This window comes from Pseudomonas sp. MYb118, assembly GCF_040947875.1.
Lineage (GTDB): Bacteria > Pseudomonadota > Gammaproteobacteria > Pseudomonadales > Pseudomonadaceae > Aquipseudomonas.
Window position 1 is genome coordinate 710,149 of record NZ_JBFRXN010000004.1, and the last position, 23,671, is coordinate 733,819.

General features: G+C 61.2%; 21 protein-coding genes. 15 read left to right on the forward strand and 6 right to left on the reverse strand.

Features of this window, described 5'->3' with window-relative positions:
* Nucleotides 1–6 precede the first annotated feature (6 nt).
* Both ABVN20_RS29300 and ABVN20_RS29305 read left to right on the forward strand, forming a co-directional pair.
* The gene (locus tag ABVN20_RS29300) at nt 7–417 is read left to right on the forward strand and encodes a response regulator (RefSeq protein ID WP_368559271.1); all 411 of its coding nucleotides are present in this window, start codon (nt 7–9) and stop codon (nt 415–417) included.
* A 64-nt stretch (nt 418–481) separates the two neighbouring features.
* On the forward strand, nt 482–1,144 hold the full coding sequence (locus ABVN20_RS29305; protein WP_368559272.1) for an HAD-IA family hydrolase: 663 nt from the start codon (nt 482–484) through the stop codon (nt 1,142–1,144).
* 270 nt (nt 1,145–1,414) lie between these two features.
* Here ABVN20_RS29305 and ABVN20_RS29310 read toward each other — a convergent pair whose 3' ends face one another.
* Nucleotides 1,415–2,356, reverse strand: coding sequence for a GlxA family transcriptional regulator (locus tag ABVN20_RS29310; RefSeq protein ID WP_368559273.1), 942 nt, complete (start codon nt 2,354–2,356; stop codon nt 1,415–1,417).
* Between the two features lie 123 nt (nt 2,357–2,479).
* On the opposite strand from ABVN20_RS29310, the gene ABVN20_RS29315 reads away from it, so the two are divergent.
* Nucleotides 2,480–3,271 carry an SDR family NAD(P)-dependent oxidoreductase gene (locus ABVN20_RS29315; RefSeq protein ID WP_368559274.1) on the forward strand — a complete coding sequence of 264 codons (792 nt, stop codon included), beginning with the start codon at nt 2,480–2,482 and terminating at the stop codon, nt 3,269–3,271.
* A 212-nt stretch (nt 3,272–3,483) separates the two neighbouring features.
* Nucleotides 3,484–4,392, forward strand: coding sequence for a pyridoxal-phosphate dependent enzyme (locus ABVN20_RS29320; RefSeq protein WP_368559275.1), 909 nt, complete (start codon nt 3,484–3,486; stop codon nt 4,390–4,392).
* 77 nt (nt 4,393–4,469) lie between these two features.
* On the opposite strand, the gene ABVN20_RS29325 is transcribed toward ABVN20_RS29320, so the two are convergent.
* On the reverse strand, nt 4,470–4,787 hold the full coding sequence (locus ABVN20_RS29325) for a DUF2388 domain-containing protein (protein ID WP_368559276.1): 318 nt from the start codon (nt 4,785–4,787) through the stop codon (nt 4,470–4,472).
* 251 nt (nt 4,788–5,038) lie between these two features.
* Between ABVN20_RS29325 and ABVN20_RS29330 the strand changes: the two genes are divergently transcribed.
* From ABVN20_RS29330 to ABVN20_RS29345, 4 genes are all read left to right on the forward strand, one after another.
* Nucleotides 5,039–5,827 (forward strand): SDR family oxidoreductase, encoded by a 789-nt coding sequence (locus ABVN20_RS29330; protein ID WP_368559277.1) that lies wholly within the window; start codon nt 5,039–5,041, stop codon nt 5,825–5,827.
* Between the two features lie 54 nt (nt 5,828–5,881).
* Nucleotides 5,882–8,746, forward strand: a complete 2,865-nt coding sequence (locus ABVN20_RS29335; protein WP_368559278.1) for an RHS repeat-associated core domain-containing protein — start codon at nt 5,882–5,884, stop codon at nt 8,744–8,746.
* 236 nt (nt 8,747–8,982) lie between these two features.
* On the forward strand, nt 8,983–11,739 hold the full coding sequence (locus ABVN20_RS29340; protein WP_368559279.1) for an RHS repeat-associated core domain-containing protein: 2,757 nt from the start codon (nt 8,983–8,985) through the stop codon (nt 11,737–11,739).
* A gap of 118 nt (nt 11,740–11,857) precedes the next feature.
* Nucleotides 11,858–12,451 (forward strand): DinB family protein, encoded by a 594-nt coding sequence (locus ABVN20_RS29345; protein ID WP_368559280.1) that lies wholly within the window; start codon nt 11,858–11,860, stop codon nt 12,449–12,451.
* Here the strand turns inward: ABVN20_RS29345 and ABVN20_RS29350 are convergent.
* Both ABVN20_RS29350 and ABVN20_RS29355 read right to left on the reverse strand, forming a co-directional pair.
* Nucleotides 12,381–13,292, reverse strand: coding sequence for a LysR substrate-binding domain-containing protein (locus ABVN20_RS29350; RefSeq protein WP_368559281.1), 912 nt, complete (start codon nt 13,290–13,292; stop codon nt 12,381–12,383). The genes ABVN20_RS29345 and ABVN20_RS29350 overlap by 71 nt on opposite strands.
* A 70-nt stretch (nt 13,293–13,362) precedes the next feature.
* Nucleotides 13,363–14,283: a LysR substrate-binding domain-containing protein gene (locus tag ABVN20_RS29355; protein WP_368559282.1), complete on the reverse strand. Its 921-nt coding sequence runs from the start codon at nt 14,281–14,283 to the stop codon at nt 13,363–13,365.
* A gap of 117 nt (nt 14,284–14,400) precedes the next feature.
* On the opposite strand from ABVN20_RS29355, the gene ABVN20_RS29360 reads away from it, so the two are divergent.
* The 3 genes from ABVN20_RS29360 to ABVN20_RS29370 are packed head-to-tail and all read left to right on the forward strand — an operon-like array spanning nt 14,401 to nt 16,653.
* A complete protein-coding gene (locus ABVN20_RS29360; RefSeq protein ID WP_368559283.1) occupies nt 14,401–15,417 on the forward strand; it encodes an aldo/keto reductase in 1,017 nt (338 codons plus the stop codon).
* A 2-nt stretch (nt 15,418–15,419) separates the two neighbouring features.
* Nucleotides 15,420–16,217 (forward strand): SDR family NAD(P)-dependent oxidoreductase, encoded by a 798-nt coding sequence (locus ABVN20_RS29365; protein ID WP_368559285.1) that lies wholly within the window; start codon nt 15,420–15,422, stop codon nt 16,215–16,217.
* Nucleotides 16,218–16,242: 25 nt separating this feature from the next.
* The gene (locus ABVN20_RS29370) at nt 16,243–16,653 is read left to right on the forward strand and encodes an SRPBCC family protein (RefSeq protein ID WP_368559286.1); all 411 of its coding nucleotides are present in this window, start codon (nt 16,243–16,245) and stop codon (nt 16,651–16,653) included.
* A gap of 521 nt (nt 16,654–17,174) precedes the next feature.
* On the opposite strand, the gene ABVN20_RS29375 is transcribed toward ABVN20_RS29370, so the two are convergent.
* Both ABVN20_RS29375 and ABVN20_RS29380 read right to left on the reverse strand, forming a co-directional pair.
* Nucleotides 17,175–18,569, reverse strand: a complete 1,395-nt coding sequence (locus tag ABVN20_RS29375; protein ID WP_368559288.1) for a sensor histidine kinase — start codon at nt 18,567–18,569, stop codon at nt 17,175–17,177.
* Complete coding sequence (locus tag ABVN20_RS29380; RefSeq protein WP_368559289.1) at nt 18,547–19,230, reverse strand: response regulator transcription factor; 684 nt, start codon at nt 19,228–19,230, stop codon at nt 18,547–18,549. The genes ABVN20_RS29375 and ABVN20_RS29380 overlap by 23 nt, the downstream gene beginning before the upstream one ends.
* A 172-nt stretch (nt 19,231–19,402) precedes the next feature.
* Here ABVN20_RS29380 and ABVN20_RS29385 point away from each other — a divergent pair, with 172 nt between their 5' ends.
* From ABVN20_RS29385 to ABVN20_RS29400, 4 genes are all read left to right on the forward strand, one after another.
* A complete protein-coding gene (locus ABVN20_RS29385) occupies nt 19,403–19,711 on the forward strand; it encodes a hypothetical protein (RefSeq protein ID WP_368559436.1) in 309 nt (102 codons plus the stop codon).
* 180 nt (nt 19,712–19,891) lie between these two features.
* Nucleotides 19,892–20,821, forward strand: coding sequence for a hypothetical protein (locus ABVN20_RS29390; protein WP_368559290.1), 930 nt, complete (start codon nt 19,892–19,894; stop codon nt 20,819–20,821).
* A 492-nt stretch (nt 20,822–21,313) separates the two neighbouring features.
* Nucleotides 21,314–21,718 (forward strand): TraR/DksA family transcriptional regulator, encoded by a 405-nt coding sequence (locus ABVN20_RS29395; RefSeq protein ID WP_224536388.1) that lies wholly within the window; start codon nt 21,314–21,316, stop codon nt 21,716–21,718.
* Nucleotides 21,719–21,919: 201 nt separating this feature from the next.
* On the forward strand, nt 21,920–23,524 hold the full coding sequence (locus ABVN20_RS29400) for a methyl-accepting chemotaxis protein (RefSeq protein WP_368559292.1): 1,605 nt from the start codon (nt 21,920–21,922) through the stop codon (nt 23,522–23,524).
* The last annotated feature ends 147 nt before the right edge of the window (nt 23,525–23,671 follow it).

Here is a 23,671-nt window from a genome sequence, read left to right on the forward strand (position 1 = left end):
AAAATCATGAGTCCAGTATCGAAGGCGAACGAGAACCTTCCGGACGGGTTGATTCTGGTCGTCGAGGACGATCCGTTGATTCTGGAGTTTCTCTGCGAAATTCTTCAGGAGGAAGGTTTTGCGGTCGAACCGCAGATCAGCGCCGACGACGCGGCCGGCTACCTGGAACAGCACGCGAACCGGGTGGCCTTGCTGCTGACCGACATCACCATGCCGGGCACGCTCAACGGCGCGGACCTGGCCAATCAGTTCGGCGACCGCTGGCCCGAGAAGCCGATCATGATCATGTCCGGCTACGAGACCCCGGAGTCCTCTGGGGTGCGCCACGATGTTTCGTTCATCAAGAAACCCTGGGCGCTGGGGCAGATGCTCGACTGCGTCGAGGGCGCCTTGAAGTCCAAACCGCTCAGAAGGTGAGTGGCACCCCGGGCAAGTGCTACATTGCCGGGTATCCATTGCCCGGCCTTGAGGAAGTTCATCCTTGCCAGTCTTCAATACGCCTTACCACGCCTTTCTGTTCGACATGGACGGCACCGTCCTCAATTCCATCGCCGCCGCCGAGCGCATCTGGACCGTCTGGGCCCAGCGCCATGGGGTCGATGTCGCCACGTTCCTGCCGACCATCCACGGTGCCCGCGCCATCGACACCATCAACCGCCAGGGCCTGCCCGGCATCGACGCCGAGGCTGAAGCGGCGTGGATCACCCAGGCGGAAATCGAGGATGTCGAAGGGATCGTCGAAGTGGCCAGCGCGGCTGATTTCCTCAAATCCCTGCCCGCCGAGCAGTGGGCCATCGTCACGTCCGCCCCCAGAGCCCTGGCGTTGCGGCGCATGGCGGCTGCCGGCATTCCCGAACCTTTGGTGATGGTCACGGCAGAAGACGTCAGCGCCGGCAAGCCCGACCCGGCAGGCTATCGCCTGGCGGCGCAGCGCCTGGGTGTTGCGGTGACCGAATGCCTGATCTTCGAAGATGCGACGGTGGGGATACAGGCCGCCGAAGCGGCAGGGGCCGATTTGCTGATCATCACCTCGACCCATGAACACCCGCTGGAAACGGCGCATGCGACCATGGCGAGCTATGAGGGGGTGGGTGTGCAGCGGGATGACACGGGGCGGCTGGTGCTGACCGCCATTGCCCGCTGAATCCCATTGCACGCTGTGGGAGCGGGCTTACTCGCGATGGCGATAGATCTGGCACATTGATGCTGACTGATACACCGCTATCGCGAGCAGGCTCGCTCCCACAATGTTCCGGGCATGTCGGTGTTTTGTGAACAACACCCCCCAATGTCCCTGACACCCCGCATTTTGTGAACATCCGACAATCCCCTGTGGGAGCGAGCCTGCTCGCGATGCGGTGGGTCAAACACATTGGTGGTGGCTGGCCTGCTGCCATCGCGAGCAAGCTCGCTCCTACAGGGGGAGGCGGGCGCTGCGGCGGATGACTTGCGGGGGTTGGCCGAAGGCCCGGAGGAACGCCTCGCGCATGCGCCTTCGATCGCTGAAACCGGTTTCCGAGGCAATCTGGTCGAGGGTCAGGCGCCCGCGTTCCAGCATCTGCCGCGCCGCTTCCAGGCGCAGGTTCTCGATGGCCTTGGCGGGCGACTGGCCGGTTTCGGCGCGGAACGCGCGGCTGAACTGGCGTGGGCTCAGCCGCGCCACGTCCGCCAGTTGCTCCACTGACAACGCCTGGTCCAGATGTTCGCGGGCATAGCCGAGCACGGTCTGTATACGGTCGGATTTCGCCTCCAGCGCCAGCAACGCCGAATGCTGGGACTGGCCGCCGGCGCGGCGGTGGTACATCACCAGCTTCTGCGCCACCGAGCGGGCCAGTTCGGCGCCGTGGTCCTTCTCGACCATGGCCAGCGCCAGGTCGATGCCAGCGGTCATGCCGGCCGACGTCCAGATCGCGCCATCCACCACGTAGATGCGGTCTTCCTCGACTTTGATCGACGGAAACCGCACCTGCAATTCCCGCGCATAGGCCCAGTGCGTGGTCGCCCGCCGTCCGTCGAGCAGCCCGGCCTGGGCCAGCACGAAAGCGCCGGAGCAGATGGATGCGGTGCGCCGGGCGGTTTTCACGCTGGCGCGCAGGTAATTCAGAACACCCTCGGGCGCCTGCTGGAGAATGGCGTCGCCACCGACCACGATCACCGTGTCGAACACGCGCTCATCGAATGCCTGGGTGCCGACGCTCAACCCGCCGGAGGCGCGCAGCACGCGGCCATCCTCGGACACGACGCTCACGTCGTACAGCGTTTCGCCGGCGCTGAAGTTGGCGTATTCGAATACCGGCATCGCCGCCAGCGCCATGGACTGGAAACCGTCAAATACCACGAACGCCACGGAGATCATCTCGGTGTCCTCAAAACAGTCATGTCCGAAAAACGTACTTTAAACGTCATTTGAGACGAGCGTCATTGGTTTTATAACGTTCACATCCGGCGAACGATCGCCTTACCGTGAAGGAAATTGACCATGACGCTTTCAACCAAAGGTACCGCCCTGATCACCGGCGCTTCTTCCGGCATTGGTGCAGTGTACGCCGACCGTCTCGCCCGTCAGGGCTACGATCTGATCCTGGTCGCCCGCAGCCGCGCCCGACTGAACGCCCTGGCCGAGCGCCTGAGCGATGAAACCGGGCGCGCCGTGGAAGTGGTCGCCGCCGATCTGAAAGATCCCACCGACCTGCGCCGGGTCGAAGACATCTTGCGCACCGACGCCAGCATCACCTTGCTGGTCAACAATGCCGGGGTGGGCGGCGTCATGCCATTGCTGGGAAGCCCGGTGGATGACATGGAGGACATGATCACCCTCAACGTCACCGCGCTGATGCGCCTGGCCTACGCGGTGGTGCCGGGGTTCGTCGCCCGTGGCACGGGAGCGGTGATCAACATCGCCTCGATCGTCGCGATCGCTCCGGAAATCCTCAACGGCGTGTACGGTGGCACCAAGGCATTCGTGCTGAGCCTGAGCCAATCCATGCAGCATGAGCTGGCCGACAAGGGCATTCGCGTTCAGGCCGTGCTGCCAAGCGCCACCGCCACTGATTTCTGGAGCGAGGCGGGCAACCCGGTGGAAAACCTGCCGCAGGAAATCGTCATGTCCGCCGAAGACATGGTCGACGCCGCGCTGGCCGGGTTCGCCAGTGGCGAGGTGGTGACCATTCCCGGCTTGCATGAAGGGCAGGAGTGGGACCTTTACGAGGCGCAGCGCCGGAAGTTGTCGGGGTTGTTCGGGCATTCGACGGCGGCACCTCGGTATCGCTGAAACACGCAGAGTTTTGGGCTGACACCGAACCCCTGTGGGGGCGGCGGTGCGACGATTCGACTTGCTCGCGAATGCGGTGTGTCAGCAAAGGATGTTTCGACTGACACACCGCTTTCGCGAGCAAGCCCGCTCCCACAGTTAGATTCCCACAGTTCGATCAGCGTCGTATCAGGTTGAACTAGACTTGGATGAGGTGCTTCTGGAGCCTCACCATGCTGCACATCCGCACACCCCTGATCCAGCACCCGATCCTGTCCACGGCCACCCGGCGGATCTGGCTAAAGCTGGAAAACCTGCAACCCAGCGGTTCATTCAAGCTGCGCGGCATGGGCCTGTTGTGCAGCCAGGCCAAGGCGGCGGGCAAGCGCAAGGTGGTGTGCCCGTCGGGCGGCAATGCCGGTTTCGCCACAGCGGTGGCGGCGGCCCGCCTGGGGTTGCAGGCCTGCATCGTCGTGCCGCACACCACCCCGGAAACCACCCGCACGCGAATTCGCGCCACCGGTGCCGAAGTGATTGTCCACGGCAAGGTCTGGGATGACGCCAACCTGCGAGCCAAGGAGCTTTGCCAGGACGCCGCCACCGAATACGTGCCGGCCTTCGACCACCCGGTGTTGTGGGAGGGCCACAGCACGATGGTCGATGAAATCCTCGAAGACTGCCCGCAGGTCGATGCGCTGGTGACCTCCGTCGGCGGTGGCGGACTGCTCGCCGGTTTGCTCACGGGGCTGATTCGCCATGACCGCATGGATTGCCGCATCGTCGCCTGTGAAACCCTGGGAGCGGCCTCTTTCTCGGCCGCGATCAAGGCCGGGCACCCGGTCAGGCTCCCGCGCATCGACACGGTGGCAACGTCGTTGGGCGCAGCGCAGGTGGCGGCGTGGCCGGTGCAGCACATCCTCGACTTTCCTCATCGCTGCGTGGTGCTCGGCGATGACGAAGCGATCATGGGCGTGGTGCGCTATGCCAGTGATATGCGGCAGTTGGTCGAGCCAGCGTGCGGGGTCTCGCTGGCCATCGCCTACCTGGACCACCCGGCCATCGCCGATGCGCACGACGTAGTGATTGTGGTGTGCGGCGGCGTCAGCATCAGCGCACAACTGGTGGCCGGCTGGGCTCGTTGACCGCTGGCGGCACAGAAGCGAAGCTGGGCCGCAAATGCTATCCAGGTGTCACAAGCCCCACCGCGATTGACCAGGCGTTATTGTCCGGCAGCCGTGCCGTCCTGGATGAGGATGGCCCGGGCCAGGTCTTCATCGCTGGCATTGAGGCCGGGATTGTCCTGGCGAATCTGCTGCATGACCGACTCCAGGTACACACCACGAATCGCACCGCCACTGGCCACGAAGCTGGACGCGTCGTCCCGGGCGGGGATCATCAGTTTATGGTCCTTGAAGGTCGAGTACAGCGAAGCGGAAACCCCGGCCGATGTGGCGACATCGCCCGCATCCACTTTCGCGAAAGCCGAGCCAAAGGGTAAGCACAACACAAGGGAAGAGAGAATGATCAGACGGCGCATGACGGTGTCCTCCGAAAGCGTGGAACGTACTGCATAAGGGAAGTACCACATAATCTAGGATGCCCGGTGGTTGCCGAGAGTTCCTTCGGACCCGGTCGGTTTGTCTGGTCCGTCGCTATTGCGGGCATGCGTCAAACCTGTGCGAGCGAGCCTGCTCGCGAGGGTCTTGAACGATGACACGACAAAACCTGACTCCCCGCAACAAGCGCCCCGGTGGTAAATTCAGGCATTCAAACCTTAGGAGCACACTCATGGATTTGGGCATTTCCGGACGCTGGGCAATCGTCTGCGCCGCCAGCAAAGGCTTGGGCCTGGCCTGCGCGAAGGCGCTGGCGAAAGAGGGCGTCAACCTGGTGATCAACGCCCGGGGCGAGGAAACCCTGCAAGCCGCCGCCGCACAAATCCGCACGCTGGCCCCTGACATCGCCGTGCGCACCGTGGCCGGTGATATCAGCGAACCTGCCGTGCGCGATCAGGTGCTGGCGGCCTGTCCACGGGTCGACATCCTGGTCAACAACGCCGGCGGCCCACCGCCCGGCGACTTCCGCGACTGGCAGCGCGAAGACTGGTTGAAGGCGCTGGACGCCAACATGCTCACCCCCATCGAGCTGATCAAGGCCTGCGTCGATGGCATGGCCGAGCGCGGTTTCGGACGAGTGGTCAACATCACCTCCGGCGCAGTGAAGGCGCCGATCGACGTGCTGGGCCTGTCCAACGGCGCCCGCAGCGGCCTCACCGGCTTCATCGCCGGGCTCGCCCGCCAGTCACGTCTGGCCGGCAATAACGTCACCATCAACAACCTGTTGCCCGGCCCGTTCGAAACCGAACGCCTGCACAAGACCTTGAGCGCCGCCGCCGATGCCAATGGCGCCAGCCTCGAGCAAATCAGCCAGCAGCGCCGGCGCAATGTGCCCGCGCAACGCTTCGGCCAGCCTGATGAATTCGGCGCCTATTGCGCATTCCTCTGTAGCGCCCATGCCGGCTTCATCACCGGGCAGAACCTGTTGCTCGACGGCGGCAGCTACCCGGGAACGTTTTGAACCTGTCATTTGTGTCAGTAGGCGCATCACGCTCAACGTGATATTCAACGCGACATGAACACAGTCAGCGTGGATGCCCATACGCCTGGTCTCGGGGTCATTGATCCGCGAGGGTTGGGGGTGCGGGCGGTGGCTTACTGCCGGGCGGGCGAGGATGAATCTGCGCAAGTTCGCATCACCCGGCAGGTGTTCGATACGCTGGGGCGTGATGTCGCACATTTTGATCCGCGGTTTTCGGTGAATGGACAGATCCCCAATTTGACGTCCATTCATGGGTTGTCGGCGGTTGAGCGGTTGACCAGCCGTGCCGATGCTGGATGGGTCGTGGCCCTGATGGGCGAGGCGGGGCAACTGGTGCAGCGTTGGGACAGTCGCAGCAGCCAGCAAAGTACGTACGACGACTTGCTGCGTCCTATCGCGATAACCGAGCAGATTCACGGAGAATCAGCACGGGTCGTTGAGCGCTTCGAGTACGGCACATCCAATGGTAATTCGCGCAACCAGTGCGGTCAGTTGATCCGCCATGATGACCCTGCCACCACGCGGCACATGCCTGATTTCGATCTGCATGGCTTGCCGTTGCTGGAGGCCAGTCACTTTCTGGAGTCGTTCGATCCGGTCAACTGGCCTGAGGAAGTCAATGCACGCGATGATTTGCTGGAGAGCGGGCCAGGTCTCGACAGTCGTTGGACCTATGACGCCCTGGGCGAAGTGGCAACGCAGACTGACGCCAAGCTTAATCGCCGACGCTTCAGCCTGACCTGCGCGGGGCAGATCAGTGCGGTGCACATGCAGCCGACGGGCGCCGCCGCAGTCACTCTTGTCAGTGACATCCACTACAACGCCGGAGGCCTGGTCGAGCAGGAGCGGGCCGGGAATGGGGTGATTACCCGTGCAGAATTTAGACCCGAGGATGCCCGCCTCGAACGCCTGAGCGCCGGGCTCCCCGGCCAACCGTTATTGCAGGATTTGCATTACGAATACGACGCGGTGGGTAATCCGCTGCGGATCGAAGATCGGTCGAAATCCGTAACCTACTTCAAAAACCAGCAGGTCGATCCGGTTAGCACGTACACCTACGACAGCCTTTACCGACTCGTCGCTGCCACCGGCCGTGAGGTTTTCCACGCCGCCAACGATCCCAACGCGCTAATCAATTACAGCGAGGAATACGACTACGACGCGGGCGGCAACACCCTTGAACTGCGCCATCTCGGCACGCAGCCCTTCACACGGCGCTGGACAGTAGACGAATTGAGCAACCGCAGCATCGTCCTCAACGACGGTGATCCCCCGCCAGATTTTGTCCAAGCCTTCGATGGCAACGGTAACCAGCGGCATTTGCTGCGCGGGCAAACACTGGCCTGGGACACCCGCAACCAGCTCAGCGAAGTCTCGCCGGTCACTCGCGATGACGGCGAAGACGACATCGAACTCTACCGCTACGGCGGCGGTGGCAAACGCCTGCGCAAAGTGCGCCGTTCGCTGGCATCCGGTCGTAACCTGATCGCCGAGGTGCGTTACCTGCCAGGACTGGAAATTCATCTCACGCCCAACGGCGAAGAACGTCACGTGCTCGAAGTCGAGGCGGGCCGCAACAGCGTACGACTTGAGCACTGGATCGGTAGTCCGCCAGTGGGTATCGACAACGATTACCTGGTCTACAGCGTGAGCGATCACCTGCGCTCCAGCCTGCTGGAACTGGACGAACAGGGCGCTTTGATCAGTGACGAAGGTTATCGACCATACGGTGAGCGAGCGTGGTGGATCACCCATCAAGGCACCAAGGCTTCGTACAAAACACGCGGCTACTCAGGCAAACAGCGCGATGCCACCGGATTGATTTACTACGGTTTCCGCTACTACGCGCCTTGGCTACTGCGCTGGATCAACCCAGACCCGGCCGGGGAAGTGGACGGGTTGAATCTGTTCCGTTTCGTGCACAATTCGCCGGTACGTTATTTTGATGGAGACGGCAGGCTGACAGACGATGAAAGCGAAGATGATGACAATTTCCAACTTTTGATTCAGGACGTGCTGGATGATCCAGACATTTTTCGTGACATCGAATCACCGGCTCACGAGGACGCGCCGGGCACGCCACCGTCTCCCGAACCGATGGCCTCATCTTCCGAGCCGGCAGTTTCATCTTCTGCGCCGACCGCTCCAGTACCGAATCCGGTGCCAGCTAATCCCTTTGACCCCGTCTATCTGAGCCAGATGGTGGCACACGCGGTAGCGACTATTGCGCCGGGGGCTGATCTTCTCGACCCGGACTATCTAAACCTGATGGAGGAACCTACGGTAGCGGCTACACGCGTTCCATCGTCAGATCATCAGCATGATGCACGGTCGACACCCACAGCTATTTCACCGCAGCCATCAACCTCTCGCGACGCTAACAGATCGTTTGTGGCGCAGGCTGACACTCGCGCGCGTCCAACTAAGCGTGCGAAAACTGGCAGGGGCCGCCCAAGAAAATCAGTAACCCTAAGCAGAGCTACATGTGATTTTTGTGATAAATCTTTTTCTACAACAAGTAGTCTGAATAGACACTTATCAAAACACTCTGGGAAAGTATTTTCGTGCAGCAATTGTGACGAAGTTTTTGATCGGCCAGATAGATTGAACGAACATGTGCAGCGAGTGCATATGAAAGATTTTCGACACCGTTGTTCGTTTTGCGGAAAACTTTTTTTTACAGCATTACATTTGCAAAATCATATCAATACTCATACCGGAGAAAGACCATTCAAATGTGCTTTTTGCCCTGCCGCTTTCTCTAACGCAATCAATCGGCAAAGGCATTTTCTTGGCCATTCCGGTGTAAAGTCCTTTGTTTGCACAGACTGTAATGCGAGCTTTACCCGAAAGGCTAATTTAATTAAACACCAAAAAAGAATTCATCGAGGTGCCTGATGTTCGGCTACATAATTTTCAGTTGATTTTTTGTTGCTCCATCATCCGAATGTTCGTCGATTATCAAAGTACCGATCCGATCAGGGGCGTTTGCCATTCTGGTCGTATTGCCGCCACGGTCAAACAAATGTGAAATCGTGGCAGCGTATTCAACACGGTCGAGGGGTTGTGTCGAAAGCAAGCCCTGTCATTTGTGTCAGTAGGCGCCTCACGCTGAACGTGATATTCACATCTACATGAACAGAATCAGTGTGGATGCCCATACGCCCGGTCTTGCGGTCATTGATCAGCGAGGGTTAGGAGTGCGCTCGGTGACTTACTGTCGGACGGACGAGGATGAGGCGCCTCAAGCGCACATCACCCGGCAGGTGCTTGATACGCTGGGGCGTGATGTGGCGCATTTTGATCCGCGGTTTTCGGTCCTCGGGCAGGTTCCCAATCTGACGTCCATTCATGGGTTATCGGCGGTTGAGCGGCTGACCATCCGTGCCGATGCAGGATGGGTCGTGGCGCTGGTGGGGGAGGCGGGGCAACTGGTGCAGCGTTGGGACAGTCGTAGCAGTCAGCAAAGTACGTACGACGACTTGCTGCGTCCCGTCGCGATCACCGAGCAGATTCACGGCGAGCCAGCACGGGTCGTCGAGCGTTTCCAGTACGGTAAACCCGACGGCAGTACCCGCAATCAGTGCGGCCAGTTGATCCGCCACGATGACCCTGCCACCACGCGGCACATGCCTGATTTCGATCTGCATGGCTTGCCGTTGCTGGAGACCAGTCACTTTCTGGAGTCGTTCGATCCGGTCAACTGGCCTGAGGAAGTCAATGCACGCGATGATTTGCTGGAGAACGGGCCAGGTCTCGACAGCCGTTTGACCTATGATGCTCTGGGCGGGGTGGCAACGCAGACCGACGCCAAGCACAACCGCCGACGCTTCAGTCTGACCTGCGCGGGCCAGATCAGTGCGGTGCACTTGCAGCAGCCGGGCGCCGCCGAAGTGACCCTTGTCAGTGAAATTCACTACAACGCCGGAGGCCTGGTCGAGCAGGAGCGGGCCGGTAATGGCGTGATTACCCGTGCGATATTTCGTCCCGAGGATGCGCGCCTCGAACGCCTGAGCGCCGGGCTTCCCAGCCAACCGTTGTTGCAGGATTTGCATTACGAATACGATGCAGTAGGAAATCCGCTGCGGATCGAAGATCAGTCGAAAACCGTCACCTACTTCAAAAATCAACAAGTCGATCCGGTCAACACCTACACCTATGACAGCCTCTACCGACTCATCGCTGCCACCGGCCGTGAGGTCTACCACGCCGCCAACGATCCCCACGCGCAGGTCAATTACAGCGAAGAATATGACTACGACATGGGCGGCAATACCCTTGAACTGCGTCATCTCGGTGTCCAGCCATTCACCCGCCGCTGGGCCGTAGACGAGTTCAGCAACCGCAGCATCGTCCTCAACGACGGTGATCCCCCGCCAGACTTCGCTCAAGCCTTCGACGGCAACGGCAACCAGAGAAACCTGCTACGCGGACAAACATTGACCTGGGACACCCGCAACCAGCTCAGCGAAGTGTCCCCAGTCACCCGCGACGACAGCGAAGACGACACCGAACTCTACCGGTACGGTGGTGGCGGCAAACGCCTGCGCAAAGTGCGCCGGTCGCTGGCCTCCGGTCGCAACCTGATCGCCGAGGTGCGTTACCTGCCAGGACTGGAAATTCATCTCACAGTCAATGGCGAAGAACGTCACGTACTCGAAGTCGAGGCGGGGCGTAACAGCGTGCGGCTTGAGCATTGGGTCGGTAGTCCGCCAGTGGGTATCGACAACGATTACCTGGTCTACAGCGTGAACGATCACCTGCGCTCCGGCCTGCTGGAACTGGACGAACAGGGCGCTTTGATCAGTGACGAAGGTTATCGACCGTACGGTGAGCGAGCGTGGTGGATCACCCATCAAGGTGCCAAAGCGTCGTACAAAACACGCGGCTACTCGGGCAAACAGCGCGATGCCACCGGATTGATTTATTACGGTTTCCGCTACTACGCACCCTGGCTACTGCGCTGGATCAACCCTGATCCGGCCGGGGAAGTGGATGGCTTGAATCTGTTCCGTTTCGTACGCAACTCACCGGTGCGGTATTTCGACGGGGATGGGAAGTTGACAGAGGAAGAGCAAAACGAAATGGCAGATTTTCTGGAACGTTACCTGGAAGGGGCCGATTCAGATGGTGGAGTCGCCCAGGACGTCGTTGAGCAGCCGGTTCAAAGTGAACAACCCGTCGCGACGCGGTCTCCCCAAGTGCAGCCGATGGACTCGCTGGACCAGTTGTTAGAAACGATAGACAGCGACGCAAGGATTGAAACACCTCTGGAGCGCGAACTTGCCGAGTCGCTTGAGCGAACTGGGCTTATCGCGAGCCAATCCGGTGATATCTTGACATTAGCTTGGACCCGGGCGTTTTCCGAGTCGTCTCAGTCTACCGAGAATACCGCTGCACAAATTCCCGGACCCTCAAACCCATCGACTAACGAGAACAACGAAACTATCGTAATATCGGTAGGGCAAAAGTACTTCGTCTGTGAGGACTGCGGCGACAAATTCAAGACCAGACTGAATTTGCGGAAGCACCACAAAATCCATGATGCAGTTAGATTTTTGTGCCAGTTTTGCGGCGTAACTTTTTCGCAAGAATATACCTTGGTTGATCACGAACGAACTCATAAAGATCCTTATCGTTTTAACTGCACTCGCTGCAATAAATTTTTTTCATACAAGTCCAGTTTGAAAGCACATCTGCTCACTCATGAAGGCGAACATCCTTATAAGTGCGATCAATGTCCGAAAAGCTATAAGAAGAAAGATGATCTACGGTCCCATCTTGACTTTCACGCGGGAATCAAACGATTTGCCTGTCCTGCTTGTAGCAAGGCTTACAGGAAAAAATTTGATATGAAGCTGCATTACCAAAAAAAACATGGGAGCAGTTAGTTAGGCAATGCCAACAGACTCGGCATGGGCCGAAACCTACCGATAATCGCCCCCCACACCACCCATCGCCACACCCACTAAACTAAGCAGTGCACCCCATCGCAGTGGGAGACCTCAGATGATCAACCTGCGCACCGCCCGAATGCTCGCCGACTACAAACGCTGGGCCAACCAGCGGCTCTTCGACAGTCTGGCAGCCTTGCCGCCGGGCGAGGTCAACAAGGAGCGGGTGTCGGTGTTCCCCAACATCATCGGCATCCTCAATCACATCTACGTCGTGGATTGCATCTGGAAAGCTCATCTCGAAGGCCGCGGGCACGGTTTCAAGACGTCCCATGACTTGCTGCATCCTGAACTCGGCGATCTGCACAGGGCGCAGCAGGACATTGATGACTGGTATTGCCAATGGAGCGAGCGGCAGACCGAGGACTCGCTGGACAAGACCGTCGAGTTCACCTTCGTTTCGGGTGACAGCGGCAAGATGAGTGCCGGCGCGATGCTGATGCACGTGGTCAATCACGCCAGTTATCACCGCGGCTGGATCATCCAGATCTATTTTGGCATTCCGGCCATGCCGCCGATGACCGATCTGCCGATTTACCTGCGGGAAACCGATCCGGGCTTCAATGCGGTCAGCGTCGCTACCACTCAGCCGACATGTGTTGCGCAATTCTCGAGCGCAACCAACGTTCTGCCGGATCGTTATCGTTGACGCCGTTCCAGACCATCGACAGCTCGGACAGCACGATGTCGAACGGCGGGTCGTCGGCGCGCAACTGGCTGCTGCCTTCGATCAGCGCGTCGGCGGCGTAGTCGGGCACGGTGGCGAGCAGGTCGGTGCCGGCCAGCAGGGCGCGCAGGCCGGCGAACTGCGGCACCGCCAGGACCACGCGCCGCGAGCGACCGATGCGCGCCAGGTCGTTGTCGATGGCACCGGTCAGGTCGCCGGAGAACGACACCAGCGCGTGGGGTCGATCGCAGTAGTCATCCAGCGTGAGCGGGCCGGGACGGCTGTCGCCGCGCAGGATCTTCACGCTCAAATCGCGCAGTTTCTTGCGCTTGGCGTTGGCCGGTAACTCCGTGGTGTAGCTGATGCCGACGGAGATCTCGCCACTGGCGAGCATCGACGACATCAACAGGAAATTCACTCGCCGTACCACCACTACAACGTTCTGCGCTTCTTCGCGGATCTGCTTGAGCAACGGCGGAAACAGACCGAATTCGGCGTCGTCCGACAGGCCGATGCGAAACACGTCGCGGCTGGTGGAGGGGTCGAAGTCCTTGGCCCGGCTGACCGCGCCGGAGATGGTGTCCATCGCCGGTTGCAACTCCTTGAGAATCGCCAGGGCACGCTGCGTGGGCTCCAGCACCCGGCCATTGCGCACCAGCAGTGGGTCATCGAACAGGTCGCGCAACTTGGCCAGCGAGGCACTGACGGCGGGCTGGCCGAGAAACAGTTTTTCCCCGGCCCGGGTCAGGTTTCTTTCGAACATCAGGGCTTCGAAAATCACCAGCAGGTTCATGTCCACGCGGCGCAGGTCGTTTCGATTCATGGCGGGTGCTCGCAGGGTTCAGGATCCTCTCAGTAAAGCAGCAAACCCCGGGCCTGCCGGCCGCCCTCACTCAGCCGGTGGCAGCCAGCGTCACGGCGGCGGGCGCGGGATCGGTGAGCACCTTGCGGAACGCCTCCACCAGCGGTCGCAGGTTGATCCGGTGCCACGCCGCCCACAGTGGTGTGGTGAAGCTGATCCACGGCACTTCGCGCAGCACCACGCCGGGCGGTGCATTGCGGCTCAGGCCTTTCTGGATCATGGCGATGCCCAGCCCCGAGGCCACCAGGCCCAACGCGGTGAACGGTTCGGTGGCTTCCATGCGGATGTCCGGGGTGAAGCCGGCGCGGATACAGGCGCTGATGAAGTCCTCGCGGCTGGCGCAGTGCTGGCGGTGTTGCACGCCGATCCACTCCTGATCGGCCAGGTCGGCCGGGGTCAGGGTCGGCTGGCGGGCCAGGGGATGATGTTCAGGCAAGGCCAGCAACATCGGGTCGTCCAGCACCTGGAAGGCCAGCAGGTCCGGATCGTCGGCGACGGGCGGTTCACTGACCAGGGCGATATCGAGACTACGCTGTCGCAGGCCTTCGAGTTGTTCTGCCGAACTCAGGTTGTACAGCGCCACATGCACGTTCGGCCGCTCGACCCGCAACACGCGCAGGGCATTGGGCAGCACGCCGGCGTGCATGGCGTTTTCGCTGTAGCCGATGCACAGGCCGCCTTCTTCACCGCGACCCAGGCGTTTGCCCAGGGATTCCAGGCGATTGGCGTGGGTCAGCAGGGCGCGGGTTTCGGCGAGGAACGTCTGGCCGTCGCGGGTCAGGCGGATGCGCTGCTGGCTGCGTTCGAACAGGGTCAGGCCCAGGTGTTCTTCGAGCTGGGCGATCTGCCGGCTTAGCGGCGACTGGGAAATGTGCAGGCGCTCGGCGGCGCGGCCGACGTGTTCTTCTTCGGCGACGGCGACGAAATAACGCAATTGGCGAATGTCGATCATGTCAGACCTCAAGGGACTCAAGTGCTGCCAATTATGTCTTGGACGGTCCGATTTCGACAACCTAGGATGGCTCCATCGGTCGCTTGAACCGACCACTGACCTCAAGAGGAAGCCTTCATGAGCTTGAAAGATAAACTGCCCGGCGCGCTGGGTTTCGGTACCGCGCCATTGGGCAACATGTTCCGCGCTATTCCTGAAGAAGAGGCGCAGGCCACCGTGCAGGCGGCCTGGGATGCGGGTGTGCGTTACTTCGATACGGCGCCGTTCTACGGCTCGGGCCTGTCGGAGATTCGCCTGGGTGCCGCATTGGCCCGTTACAACCGTGACGACTATGTGCTCAGCAGCAAGGTCGGCCGGGTGATTCTCGATGAAGTCGAAGACGCTGCCGCCCGTGACCTGGGCGAGAAGAGCGGGGTGTTCGAACACGGCCGCCCGAACAGGATCGTCAATGACTACAGCGCCGATGCCACCCTGCGCTCGATCGAAGACAGCCTCAAGCGCTTGCAGACCGACCGCCTCGACATCGTCTGGGTGCACGACATCGCCCAGGACTTCTACGGCGATCAGTGGCTGGAGTACTTCAATCAGGCCCGCACCGGTGCCTTCAAGGTGCTCACCCGTCTGCGCGAAGAAGGCGTGATCAAGGGCTGGGGTCTGGGCGTGAACAAGGTCGAGCCGTGTGAACTGACCCTGGACTTGAGCGAGGCACAACCGGACGGCTTCCTGCTGGCAGGGCGCTACACGCTGCTCGACCATGATCGCGCCTTGCAGCGCCTGATGGACGCGGCATTGGCGCAGAATGTCGAGATCGTGGTCGGTGGGCCCTACAGCTCGGGCATCCTCGCCGGTGGCTCGCACTTCGAGTACCAGCAGGCCAGCCCGGCGATCGTCGCCAGGGTCGAGCAGATCAAACGCATTGCCGCGGCCCACGGCGTGGATATCAAGGCGGCGGCCTTGCAGTTCTCCCTGGCGAACCCGGCCGTGGCGGCGGTGATTCCAGGTTCCAGCCGTCCCGGCCGGATCGCCGAAGATGTGGCGGCCTTGTCGGCGGTCATTCCAGCGGCGTTCTGGCAAGCCATGCGCGAGGCGCAACTGGTGTCCGAGCGCGCTCCATTACCCATTGCAGGAGTTTGAGCATGAAGATCGACTTGACAGGAAAACTCGCCATTGTCAGCGGCAGCACGGCCGGCATTGGTCTGGGCATCAGCAAGGCACTGGCCGAGTCCGGCGCGACGGTGGTGGTGATCGGTCGCGACAAGGCCAAGGTCGACCAGGCACTGGCAAGCATTCGCCAGAGCGTACCGGGCGCGCAACTGCGTGGCCTGACCGCGGACCTGGGCACCGCCGAAGGCGCCGAGCAATTGTTCGCCGCCGAACCACGGGCGGACATCCTGGTGAATAACCTGGGCATCTTCAAGGAAGTGGATTTCTTCGATACGCCGGACAGCGAGTGGACGCGTTTCTACGAGATCAACGTGATTTCCGGGGTGCGCCTGTCCCGCCATTATGTGCCGGGCATGGTCGAGAAGGGCTGGGGGCGAGTGATCTTCCTGTCTTCGGAATCCGGTATCGCGATTCCGGCCGACATGCTCAACTACGGCGTGACCAAAAGCGCCAACCTCGCCGTGTCCCATGGCCTGGCCAAACGCCTGGCGGGTACGGGGGTGACGGTGAACGCGGTACTGCCGGGGCCGACGCTGACCGATGGCGTGGAAGAAATGCTCAAGGACGCCACGGCCCAATCGGGACGCAGTGTGCGTGAAGAAGCCGACGCCTTCGTGCGCCGGGCGCGGCCGACCTCGATCATCCAGCGCGTGGCGGATGTCGAGGAAGTCGCCAACCTGGTGGCCTACCTGGCCTCGCCGCTGTCCTCGGCCACCACGGGCGCAGCACTGCGCGTCGACGGCGGCGTGGTCGACAGCCTGGCCATCTGAATTTTACTCACGGGAGAAGCAGTACATGGCAACAGCATCAGCAACCATCGACATCCCGGCTTCGGCCGAGCAGGTCTGGCAATTGATCGGCGGCTTCAACGCACTGCCGGACTGGCTGCCGTTCATTGTCAAAAGCGAAGCGAGCGACGGCGGGCGTGTGCGCCACCTGCAAACGGTGGATGGCGCGGTGGTGGTCGAGCGGCTGCAAACGTTCGATAACGCCGGCATGACCTACAGCTATTCGATCCTGGAAGCACCGTTTCCGGCACGCGATTACCTGGCGACAATCAAGGTCGAAGCCCAAGGGCAGGGCGCCCGGGTGACCTGGTCCGGACGGTTCGAACCAGTGGGGGTGAGCGACGAGGAAGTGACCGCGCTGTTTACCGGAGTGTACGAAGGCGGCCTGCAAGCCCTGCGGGCCAATTACCCGGCCTGAGTACTCCCTGGAACACATCGCCAACTGTGGGAGCGAGCCTGCTCGCGATAGCGGTAGATCAGTCACATCCTTGTTGCCTGACACACCGCCATCGCGAGCAGGCTCGCTCCCACAAGGTTTGCGCCAAACGCAAATCATACGAACAACACCGACCCCTGTAGGAGCGAGCTTGCTCGCGATGCGGTACATCAGTCACACCTGGCTGACTGACCCACCGCCATCGCGAGCAAGCCCGCTCCCACAAAGGATCCGCGTCGAACACAAATCACGTGAACGATGACGAACCCTGTAGGAGCGAGCATGCTCGCGATAGCGGTACATCAGCCACATCCTTGTTGCCTGACTCACCGCCATCGCGGGCAAGCCCGCTCCCACAAAGGATCTGCATCGAACACAAATCATATGAACACTGCCGACCCCTGTAGGAGCGAGCTTGCTCGCGATGGCGGTACATCAGCCACATCTCTGTTACCTGACCCACCGCCATCGCGAGCAAGCTCGCTCCTACAGGTTTTGCATTGTCAGGTATGCGGGATCAGATCCTGCCGGCAATCGAGCACCAGCCGGGCGCCGCCCAGTTCGCTGTCGCCGACTTCCAGGGCGAAGCCATGCAGGCTGACAATCGCGGCGACGATCGACAGCCCCAGGCCGAAGCCGCTTTGCGGGTTGCCGCCTTCTGCGCGATAGAAACGCTGGAACACCGCCTCGCGTTCAGCCAATGGAATGCCCGGACCGGAGTCGAGCACTTCGATGCGGGTATGCCCTTGCTCATTGACCCCACGCAAAATCACCTGGCCACCGGGCGGTGTGAACTTGATCGAGTTGCTGAGCAGATTGGCCACGGCCTCGAACAACAACGCCCGGTCACCATTCAACAACGGCAGATGCTCAGGCAATTGCAGGCTGAAATTCAGTTCGCCTTCCTCGGCCAGTGGCAGGTAGAAATCGTGCAGCTCCTGCAACAGATTCACCGGGTCGAGCTGGACGAACCCGGAGCGGCGCTGACGATCCTCCAGCTCGGAAATCCGCAGCAAACCCCGAAAACGCGCCATCAGCGTGTCCGCTTCAGCCAGCACGGAATCCAGCTGCATGGCCTGCGGCGAGCCTTCGCCGGCCTGTTGCTGCATGCGGTACAACTGCGCGCGCAGGCGGGTCAGCGGTGTGCGCAGGTCATGGGCGATGTTGTCGCACACGCCTTTGACCTCGTTCATCAAATGCTCGATGCGTTCGAGCATGACGTTGACGATGGCGGCGAGCATGTCCAGTTCGTCGCGGCGATTGGACAGTGGCAGGCGACGGGTCAGGTCGCCGGCGACAATGGCCTCGGCACTGGCCTGGATCCCGCGGATACGCTGCAACGGACGACGGCGCAGCAGGTGCCAGCCGGCGATGCCGGGCACGATGGTCAGGGTCACTCCCCAGAACAGTGCGTGCAGGATGATCCGGGTCACGGCGAACAGCGAGCCGTTGTCGCGTACCAGGATCAGCCACCAGCCATCACGGGTGCGGGTGGCCACCGCGTCGCAGCTGTCGCTGGGCAGGGTCGGGTCGTCGGAGTCGGCGCATTCGCTGAGCATGTGAATGCCGCCATCCAGCGGCAGGCCCTCGGGGATATGGCGCAGGGCGCCGCTCAAGTAGCGATGGTTGGCGTCGAACAGGCCATAGGCATCGAGGCCGCGAATGTCGAAGGCCATGCTGACGGCGAGGGCATCCACCAATTGTTCACCGGAAAACCGGGCGAACAAGTGCTGGCGTTGCATCAGCGAGTGCTTGGCCAGGTTGTCCAGGTACGCCGATACCTCGAAGTACATGACCCCCATGAGAATGCCGCTCCAGAGCACGAACAACGAACTGTAGAGCGCAAGCAGGCGACTGCTCGAAGACCGCCAGCCCTTAGACGGGTTCGGCAATGACATAACCCGAGCCTCGTACGGTCCGAATCAGTGGGACATTGCCAGGCGGGTCGATTTTCTTGCGCAGGCGGCCGATGTGCACGTCGATCAGGTTGGTGCCGGGGTCGAAGTGGTAACCCCAGACTTCCTCGAAAATCATCATCCGCGACAGGATCTGCCCGGTGTTGCGCATCAGGAACTCCAGCAACTTGTACTCGGTGGGCAACAGGGTCAGCAACTGCCCGTCGCGGCTGGCCTCGTGGCTGATCAGGTTCAGCTCCAGGTCCGCCACGCGCAGGGTGGTGGCCTGGGCCGTCACGGTGTTCTGCCGACGCAGCAGCACCTCGACCCGGGCGGCCATCTCGTCGGTGGCGAATGGCTTGGTCAGGTAGTCGTCGCCACCGGCACGCAAGCCGCGCACGCGCTCATCGACATCCGACAGCGCGCTGATCATCAGGATAGGCGTCGCCACCCCCATGGTGCGCAGCGTGGTGACAATCGCCAGGCCATCGAGCTCGGGCAGCATGCGATCGAGGGTGATCAGGTCGTAGTTGCCGCTCACCGCACGCTCCAGGCCCTCGCGACCGTTGTCGACCCAATCCACCTCAAGGCCGTGGCTGCTCAATTCGGCGACAATTTCCCGGGCGGTCACGGCGTCGTCTTCGATGGTCAAGATGCGGGTCATAAGGCGGACCTGATAGTCAGTTCAAGGCAAGTGTGGGCATTTTGCCAAGAAATGTCGGTGACTTTTTAAATTAACTTTCATGTGGTTGCCGGGGCAAGCTGGAACGTTGATATCATCTGGCCATGAATCTGACAGGAGTTAAGGCGTGAGTAGATTTGTTCGCCGTGGCGGGATGCCGATTGTGCTGTTGTTAATGTGCTTGTTCAGTGCCAGCGCCTGGTCGGGCAATACACCGTGTTCGGGAAAGAAGGGCGGTGTCGATCGCTGCGAAGGCGAGTTGTTCCTGTGCAATGACGGCTCCATCAGCGCCTCGAAGAAAGACTGTTCTGCGATCTATGGCGGTAGAACCCAGGCTCGCCCGCAAACCCTGTTGCAAACCACGGACGGCTGCGCATGTAGCAGCGGTACTTTCTGCACGGGTCCACGGGGTGGGGTGTATTGCCTGACGCCCAGCGGTAACAAGAGCTACAAGCGCAAGTAGGCAATGCAGAAAACCCGCCGCAAGCGGCCGCTCCTTGCAAATTGCAACGGATCGAGAAGTTCAAACTTTATAACTGATTGAAAATCCTGAACTTATTCAAAGTCGACGACTGGCACGGTGACTGCAATTCTTCGGATGAAGAGTTGTAACACCATTTTTCCTGCCTGGAGCGACATCATAATGAATAGATCCTCTGCTGGTTTCTATCCTGCCGGCGAAGAGTCGAGCAGCCTGTCGGGTGTTTCCTGGGGGGCGATATTCGCCGGGGCCGCTGCAGCGGCGGCGTTGTCGCTGATCCTGGTGTTGCTCGGTGTCGGGCTGGGCTTTTCCGCCGTTTCACCTTGGGCCCACGAAGGCGTCAGTGCCAAGGGGCTGGGCATTTCCACGATCATCTGGCTGGCCGTCACTCAAATCCTCGCTTCGGGGATGGGCGGCTACATCGCCGGTCGCTTGCGGGTTAAGTGGGCGAACATGCACGGTGACGAGGTCTATTTCCGCGACACCGCCCACGGTTTTCTCGCCTGGTGCGTCGCCACATTGGTAACGGCTACGCTGGTGGTCGGTTCGGTGAGTGGCGTCGTCAGCAGTGGCGTGCAGGCCGGCGCCAATGCCGTGGGTGGCGCCGCCAGCGTTGCGACGCAAGCTGCCGGCACCGCTGCCGCCAACACCGACAGCGACCAATATGGCTATTTCGTTGACAGCCTGTTTCGCGATGACCGTCCGGCCGCCGTCAGTGATGACGCCGCGCGGGGCACCGTGACGCGCATCTTCGTACGCTCTTTGAGCGATGGCCAACTGTCCGCCGAAGACCGTACCTACCTGGCGCAACTGGTGGCCCAGCGCACCAACCTGACCCAGGCCGATGCCGAGCGCCGGGTCGATGAAGTCTACGCCCGCACCCAGAAAGCCGTGGCCGACGCCAAGCAAGCTGCGCAGGAAGCCGCGGACACCGCTGCCAAAGTCGCGGCCTGGACGTCGCTGTGGATGTTCATTGCACTGCTGATCGGTGCGTTCTTCGCCAGTCTCGCCGCCACCTTCGGCGGTCGTCGTCGGGATGCCGTGGTGTACCTGGAAACCGACACCTACGTCACCACCGCCCCTGTTCGCTAACCCGGGAGAAACCTCATGCGCTCACTACTGTTGTTCTTTCTTGGTGTACCGATCCCGATCATCATCCTGATCGCGCTGTTTGTGCACTGATCCCTGCGGGTTCGACCCGGCACCGCTTCGGCCTTGAGCAGAAGCGGTGTTTTCGTTTATAGATGACTGGCCAGGCGCGGGCTCATCTATAGCGGGCAGCGGCCGATAACGTCTGCTGTCTCGGCCGTTTGTCTTCTATATACCGCCGCCGCGTTGAATTTCTTGTTATAAACGCACTCCGATAGCCGGCGCAAAGACTGACGCAGCGCATTTTCAGGGCTTTGTCGGACAAATTCGTGGACTTTTGTGTTGCTGGCGCCTCGAGTCGGCCTTAGACTGCCGCCCCTCGTAAATTGAGTGCCGGGTGGCGCTTGGAATGAATGGCGCCGTTGCGCTGGCCGACCGGTTCGCGCGCAACGCTCCCTGATTCGCCTTAATGCACGTTTTTTTATAGAGATATCAATGACAAAGGACAAGTTGCTGGCCATGCCGGCGGATGACTACATGAATGCCGAGCAACATGCTTTTTTCTCTGAGCTGTTGCAGAACATGAAAGTCGAAACCCATGAGCGCATCGAGCAGAACCGCATCGCCATCGAGAGCCTGGATTCCCCGGCCGATCCGGCAGACGCGGCTTCCGTCGAAGAAGAGCGTACCTGGCTGGTGAACGCGATTGATCGCGACCAGCGCATGCTGCCTCAGTTGGAACAGGCGCTGGAACGCATCAAAGAAGACAGCTTCGGCTGGTGCGACGACAGCGGCGAGGCCATCGGCCTGAAACGCCTGCTGATCAGCCCGACCACCAAGTACTGCATCGAAGCTCAAGAGCGTCACGAACAGATCGACAAGCACCAGCGTCAGGCCTGATTTCGTAGCGCCACGCATCGCGGGGCAGCCCGACTCCTGAAGGAGCAAGGCTGGCCCGCGATGCTTTTTTTCGCCTGTCGAAAACCTCGGCCACTTCTGCTGGAGATCCGCCGCAACGCCCCCCGACTAAGGGACCATGGATAATGGCCTTGTAGTGGCGTTTAATGCGGGGACAACAATTAGAAGTGTGGGGTGACGAAGATGACGCACGATGGATCTGTGGTCCGGGCAGGGCAGGCGCCCGCACGTTTGCCGAAAAACCTCTGGCTGACACCCACCCTGCAAAGCATCGCCCTGATGCTGTTGATGGGCGGCATGGCGCTGGGTGGCTGGTCGCTCTACCTTGGCCTGCCGCTGGCCGTGCTGGTTATCTGGCTGCCGCGCCTGCGTACGCGCGCCGCGCCTGAGGCGGCGCCCGTCGATCATGCTGGGGCGATGGCCGAGCTGACTCGCGACCTTTCCTACACCACCAGCCACAATGCCCTGTCAGCGGCGGGCGTGGCCTACTCGGTGCGACAACTGGCAGACAAACTGCAATCGCAGTTGGGCTCTGCGGCGCAGATCGTCAGCAACGCCGAGGTGATGATCGCCACCGAGCAAGCCACCTCGACCTTGAGTCGCGCCGCGCTCAGTGCCGCCAGCGAAGCTCATCAGAGCAGCGCCGCCGGGCGCACCGAGCTGATCGAGTCGATCAGCCGCATGCATCAGCTCAGCCAGCGCGCCAGCAACAGCCGTGAGCTGATCGAGGCCTTGAGCCTGCGCAGCGACGATATCCAGCGGGTCACGCTGGTGATTCAGTCCATCGCCAGCCAGACCAACCTGCTGGCCCTCAACGCCGCCATCGAAGCGGCGCGGGCCGGCGAGCATGGGCGCGGGTTTGCCGTGGTCGCCGACGAGGTCCGCGGCCTGGCGGCACGTACGGCCACGGCCACCGGCGAAGTCGGCGAGATGGTCGCCGACATCCAGCAGCGCACCGCGCAGGTGGTGGAACAGATTCGCCAGTTGTCCAGCGACCTCGACACCGGGGTCGAGCAGGTCGAGCACACCGGGCAGCACCTGGAGAACATCGCACGGCTGGCGGCCGGGGTCGAAAGTCAGGTCGGCGACATCGCCAAGGGCGCCGAAACCAATCGCGAGCAACTCGACAGCCTGTTCCACGCCATCGAACAAATGCGCAGCGACCTGGCGGTCAGCGATCAACAGACCCAGCGCCTGGCGCAGGCGGCGGTGCAGATGGAAGGCCAGGCCGAGACCATCAGCGAACGCCTTTCCGAAGTAGGACTGGATGACTATCACCAGCGGATTTATGACCTGGCCCGCGAAGGCGCCAGTCAGATCGCAGCACAGTTCGAAGCCGACATCGACGCCGGGCGTGTCAGCCTGGACGATTTGTTCGACCGCAACTACCAGGCGATCGCCAACACCAGCCCGGCCAAATACCAGACCCGTTTCGACCGCTACACCGACCAGGTATTGCCGGCGATCCAGGAACCGCTGTTGCCGCGCCATGAAGGCCTGGTGTTCGCCATTGCCTGCACGCAGCAGGGTTACGTGCCGACGCACAACAAGGTGTTCAGCCAGCCGCTGACGGGGGATGTGCAGGTCGACACCCTGCAGAACCGCACCAAACGCAAGTTCGCCGATCGCACCGGAATTCGCTGTGGCAGCCACCAGCAGGCGGTGCTGTTGCAGACCTACACCCGCGATACCGGGGAACTGATGCATGATCTTTCGGTGCCGATCATGGTCAAGGGGCGGCATTGGGGCGGGTTGCGGCTGGGGTACAAGCCCGAAGGGCCGCGTTGATCGTAATTCGCGGTGCCTGGGCATTCATCGCGAGCAGGCTCGCTCCCACAGGGTACGGTGTGATCCCACCTGTGGGAGCGAGCCTGCTCGCGATGGTCGTCAACGATGATGCGGGTAATCTGACACGCTGCGGTGCCTGGGCCACCA

Excerpts from the sequence above, each read along its gene's own strand:
- ABVN20_RS29310 (WP_368559273.1), bottom strand. The coding sequence starts at position 2,356 with ATGATCTCCGTGGCGTTCGTGGTATTTGACGGTTTCCAGTCCATGGCG.
- ABVN20_RS29395 (WP_224536388.1), top strand. The coding sequence starts at position 21,314 with ATGACAAAGGACAAGTTGCTGGCCATGCCGGCGGATGACTACATGAAT.
- ABVN20_RS29315 (WP_368559274.1), top strand. The coding sequence starts at position 2,480 with ATGACGCTTTCAACCAAAGGTACCGCCCTGATCACCGGCGCTTCTTCC.
- ABVN20_RS29320 (WP_368559275.1), top strand. The coding sequence starts at position 3,484 with ATGCTGCACATCCGCACACCCCTGATCCAGCACCCGATCCTGTCCACG.
- ABVN20_RS29300 (WP_368559271.1), top strand. The coding sequence starts at position 7 with ATGAGTCCAGTATCGAAGGCGAACGAGAACCTTCCGGACGGGTTGATT.
- ABVN20_RS29360 (WP_368559283.1), top strand. The coding sequence starts at position 14,401 with ATGAGCTTGAAAGATAAACTGCCCGGCGCGCTGGGTTTCGGTACCGCG.
- ABVN20_RS29385 (WP_368559436.1), top strand. The coding sequence starts at position 19,403 with ATGCCGATTGTGCTGTTGTTAATGTGCTTGTTCAGTGCCAGCGCCTGG.
- ABVN20_RS29355 (WP_368559282.1), bottom strand. The coding sequence starts at position 14,283 with ATGATCGACATTCGCCAATTGCGTTATTTCGTCGCCGTCGCCGAAGAA.
- ABVN20_RS29370 (WP_368559286.1), top strand. The coding sequence starts at position 16,243 with ATGGCAACAGCATCAGCAACCATCGACATCCCGGCTTCGGCCGAGCAG.
- ABVN20_RS29400 (WP_368559292.1), top strand. The coding sequence starts at position 21,920 with ATGACGCACGATGGATCTGTGGTCCGGGCAGGGCAGGCGCCCGCACGT.
- ABVN20_RS29365 (WP_368559285.1), top strand. The coding sequence starts at position 15,420 with ATGAAGATCGACTTGACAGGAAAACTCGCCATTGTCAGCGGCAGCACG.
- ABVN20_RS29335 (WP_368559278.1), top strand. The coding sequence starts at position 5,882 with ATGAACACAGTCAGCGTGGATGCCCATACGCCTGGTCTCGGGGTCATT.
- ABVN20_RS29375 (WP_368559288.1), bottom strand. The coding sequence starts at position 18,569 with ATGTCATTGCCGAACCCGTCTAAGGGCTGGCGGTCTTCGAGCAGTCGC.
- ABVN20_RS29325 (WP_368559276.1), bottom strand. The coding sequence starts at position 4,787 with ATGCGCCGTCTGATCATTCTCTCTTCCCTTGTGTTGTGCTTACCCTTT.
- ABVN20_RS29380 (WP_368559289.1), bottom strand. The coding sequence starts at position 19,230 with ATGACCCGCATCTTGACCATCGAAGACGACGCCGTGACCGCCCGGGAA.
- ABVN20_RS29390 (WP_368559290.1), top strand. The coding sequence starts at position 19,892 with ATGAATAGATCCTCTGCTGGTTTCTATCCTGCCGGCGAAGAGTCGAGC.
- ABVN20_RS29340 (WP_368559279.1), top strand. The coding sequence starts at position 8,983 with ATGAACAGAATCAGTGTGGATGCCCATACGCCCGGTCTTGCGGTCATT.
- ABVN20_RS29345 (WP_368559280.1), top strand. The coding sequence starts at position 11,858 with ATGATCAACCTGCGCACCGCCCGAATGCTCGCCGACTACAAACGCTGG.
- ABVN20_RS29350 (WP_368559281.1), bottom strand. The coding sequence starts at position 13,292 with ATGAATCGAAACGACCTGCGCCGCGTGGACATGAACCTGCTGGTGATT.
- ABVN20_RS29330 (WP_368559277.1), top strand. The coding sequence starts at position 5,039 with ATGGATTTGGGCATTTCCGGACGCTGGGCAATCGTCTGCGCCGCCAGC.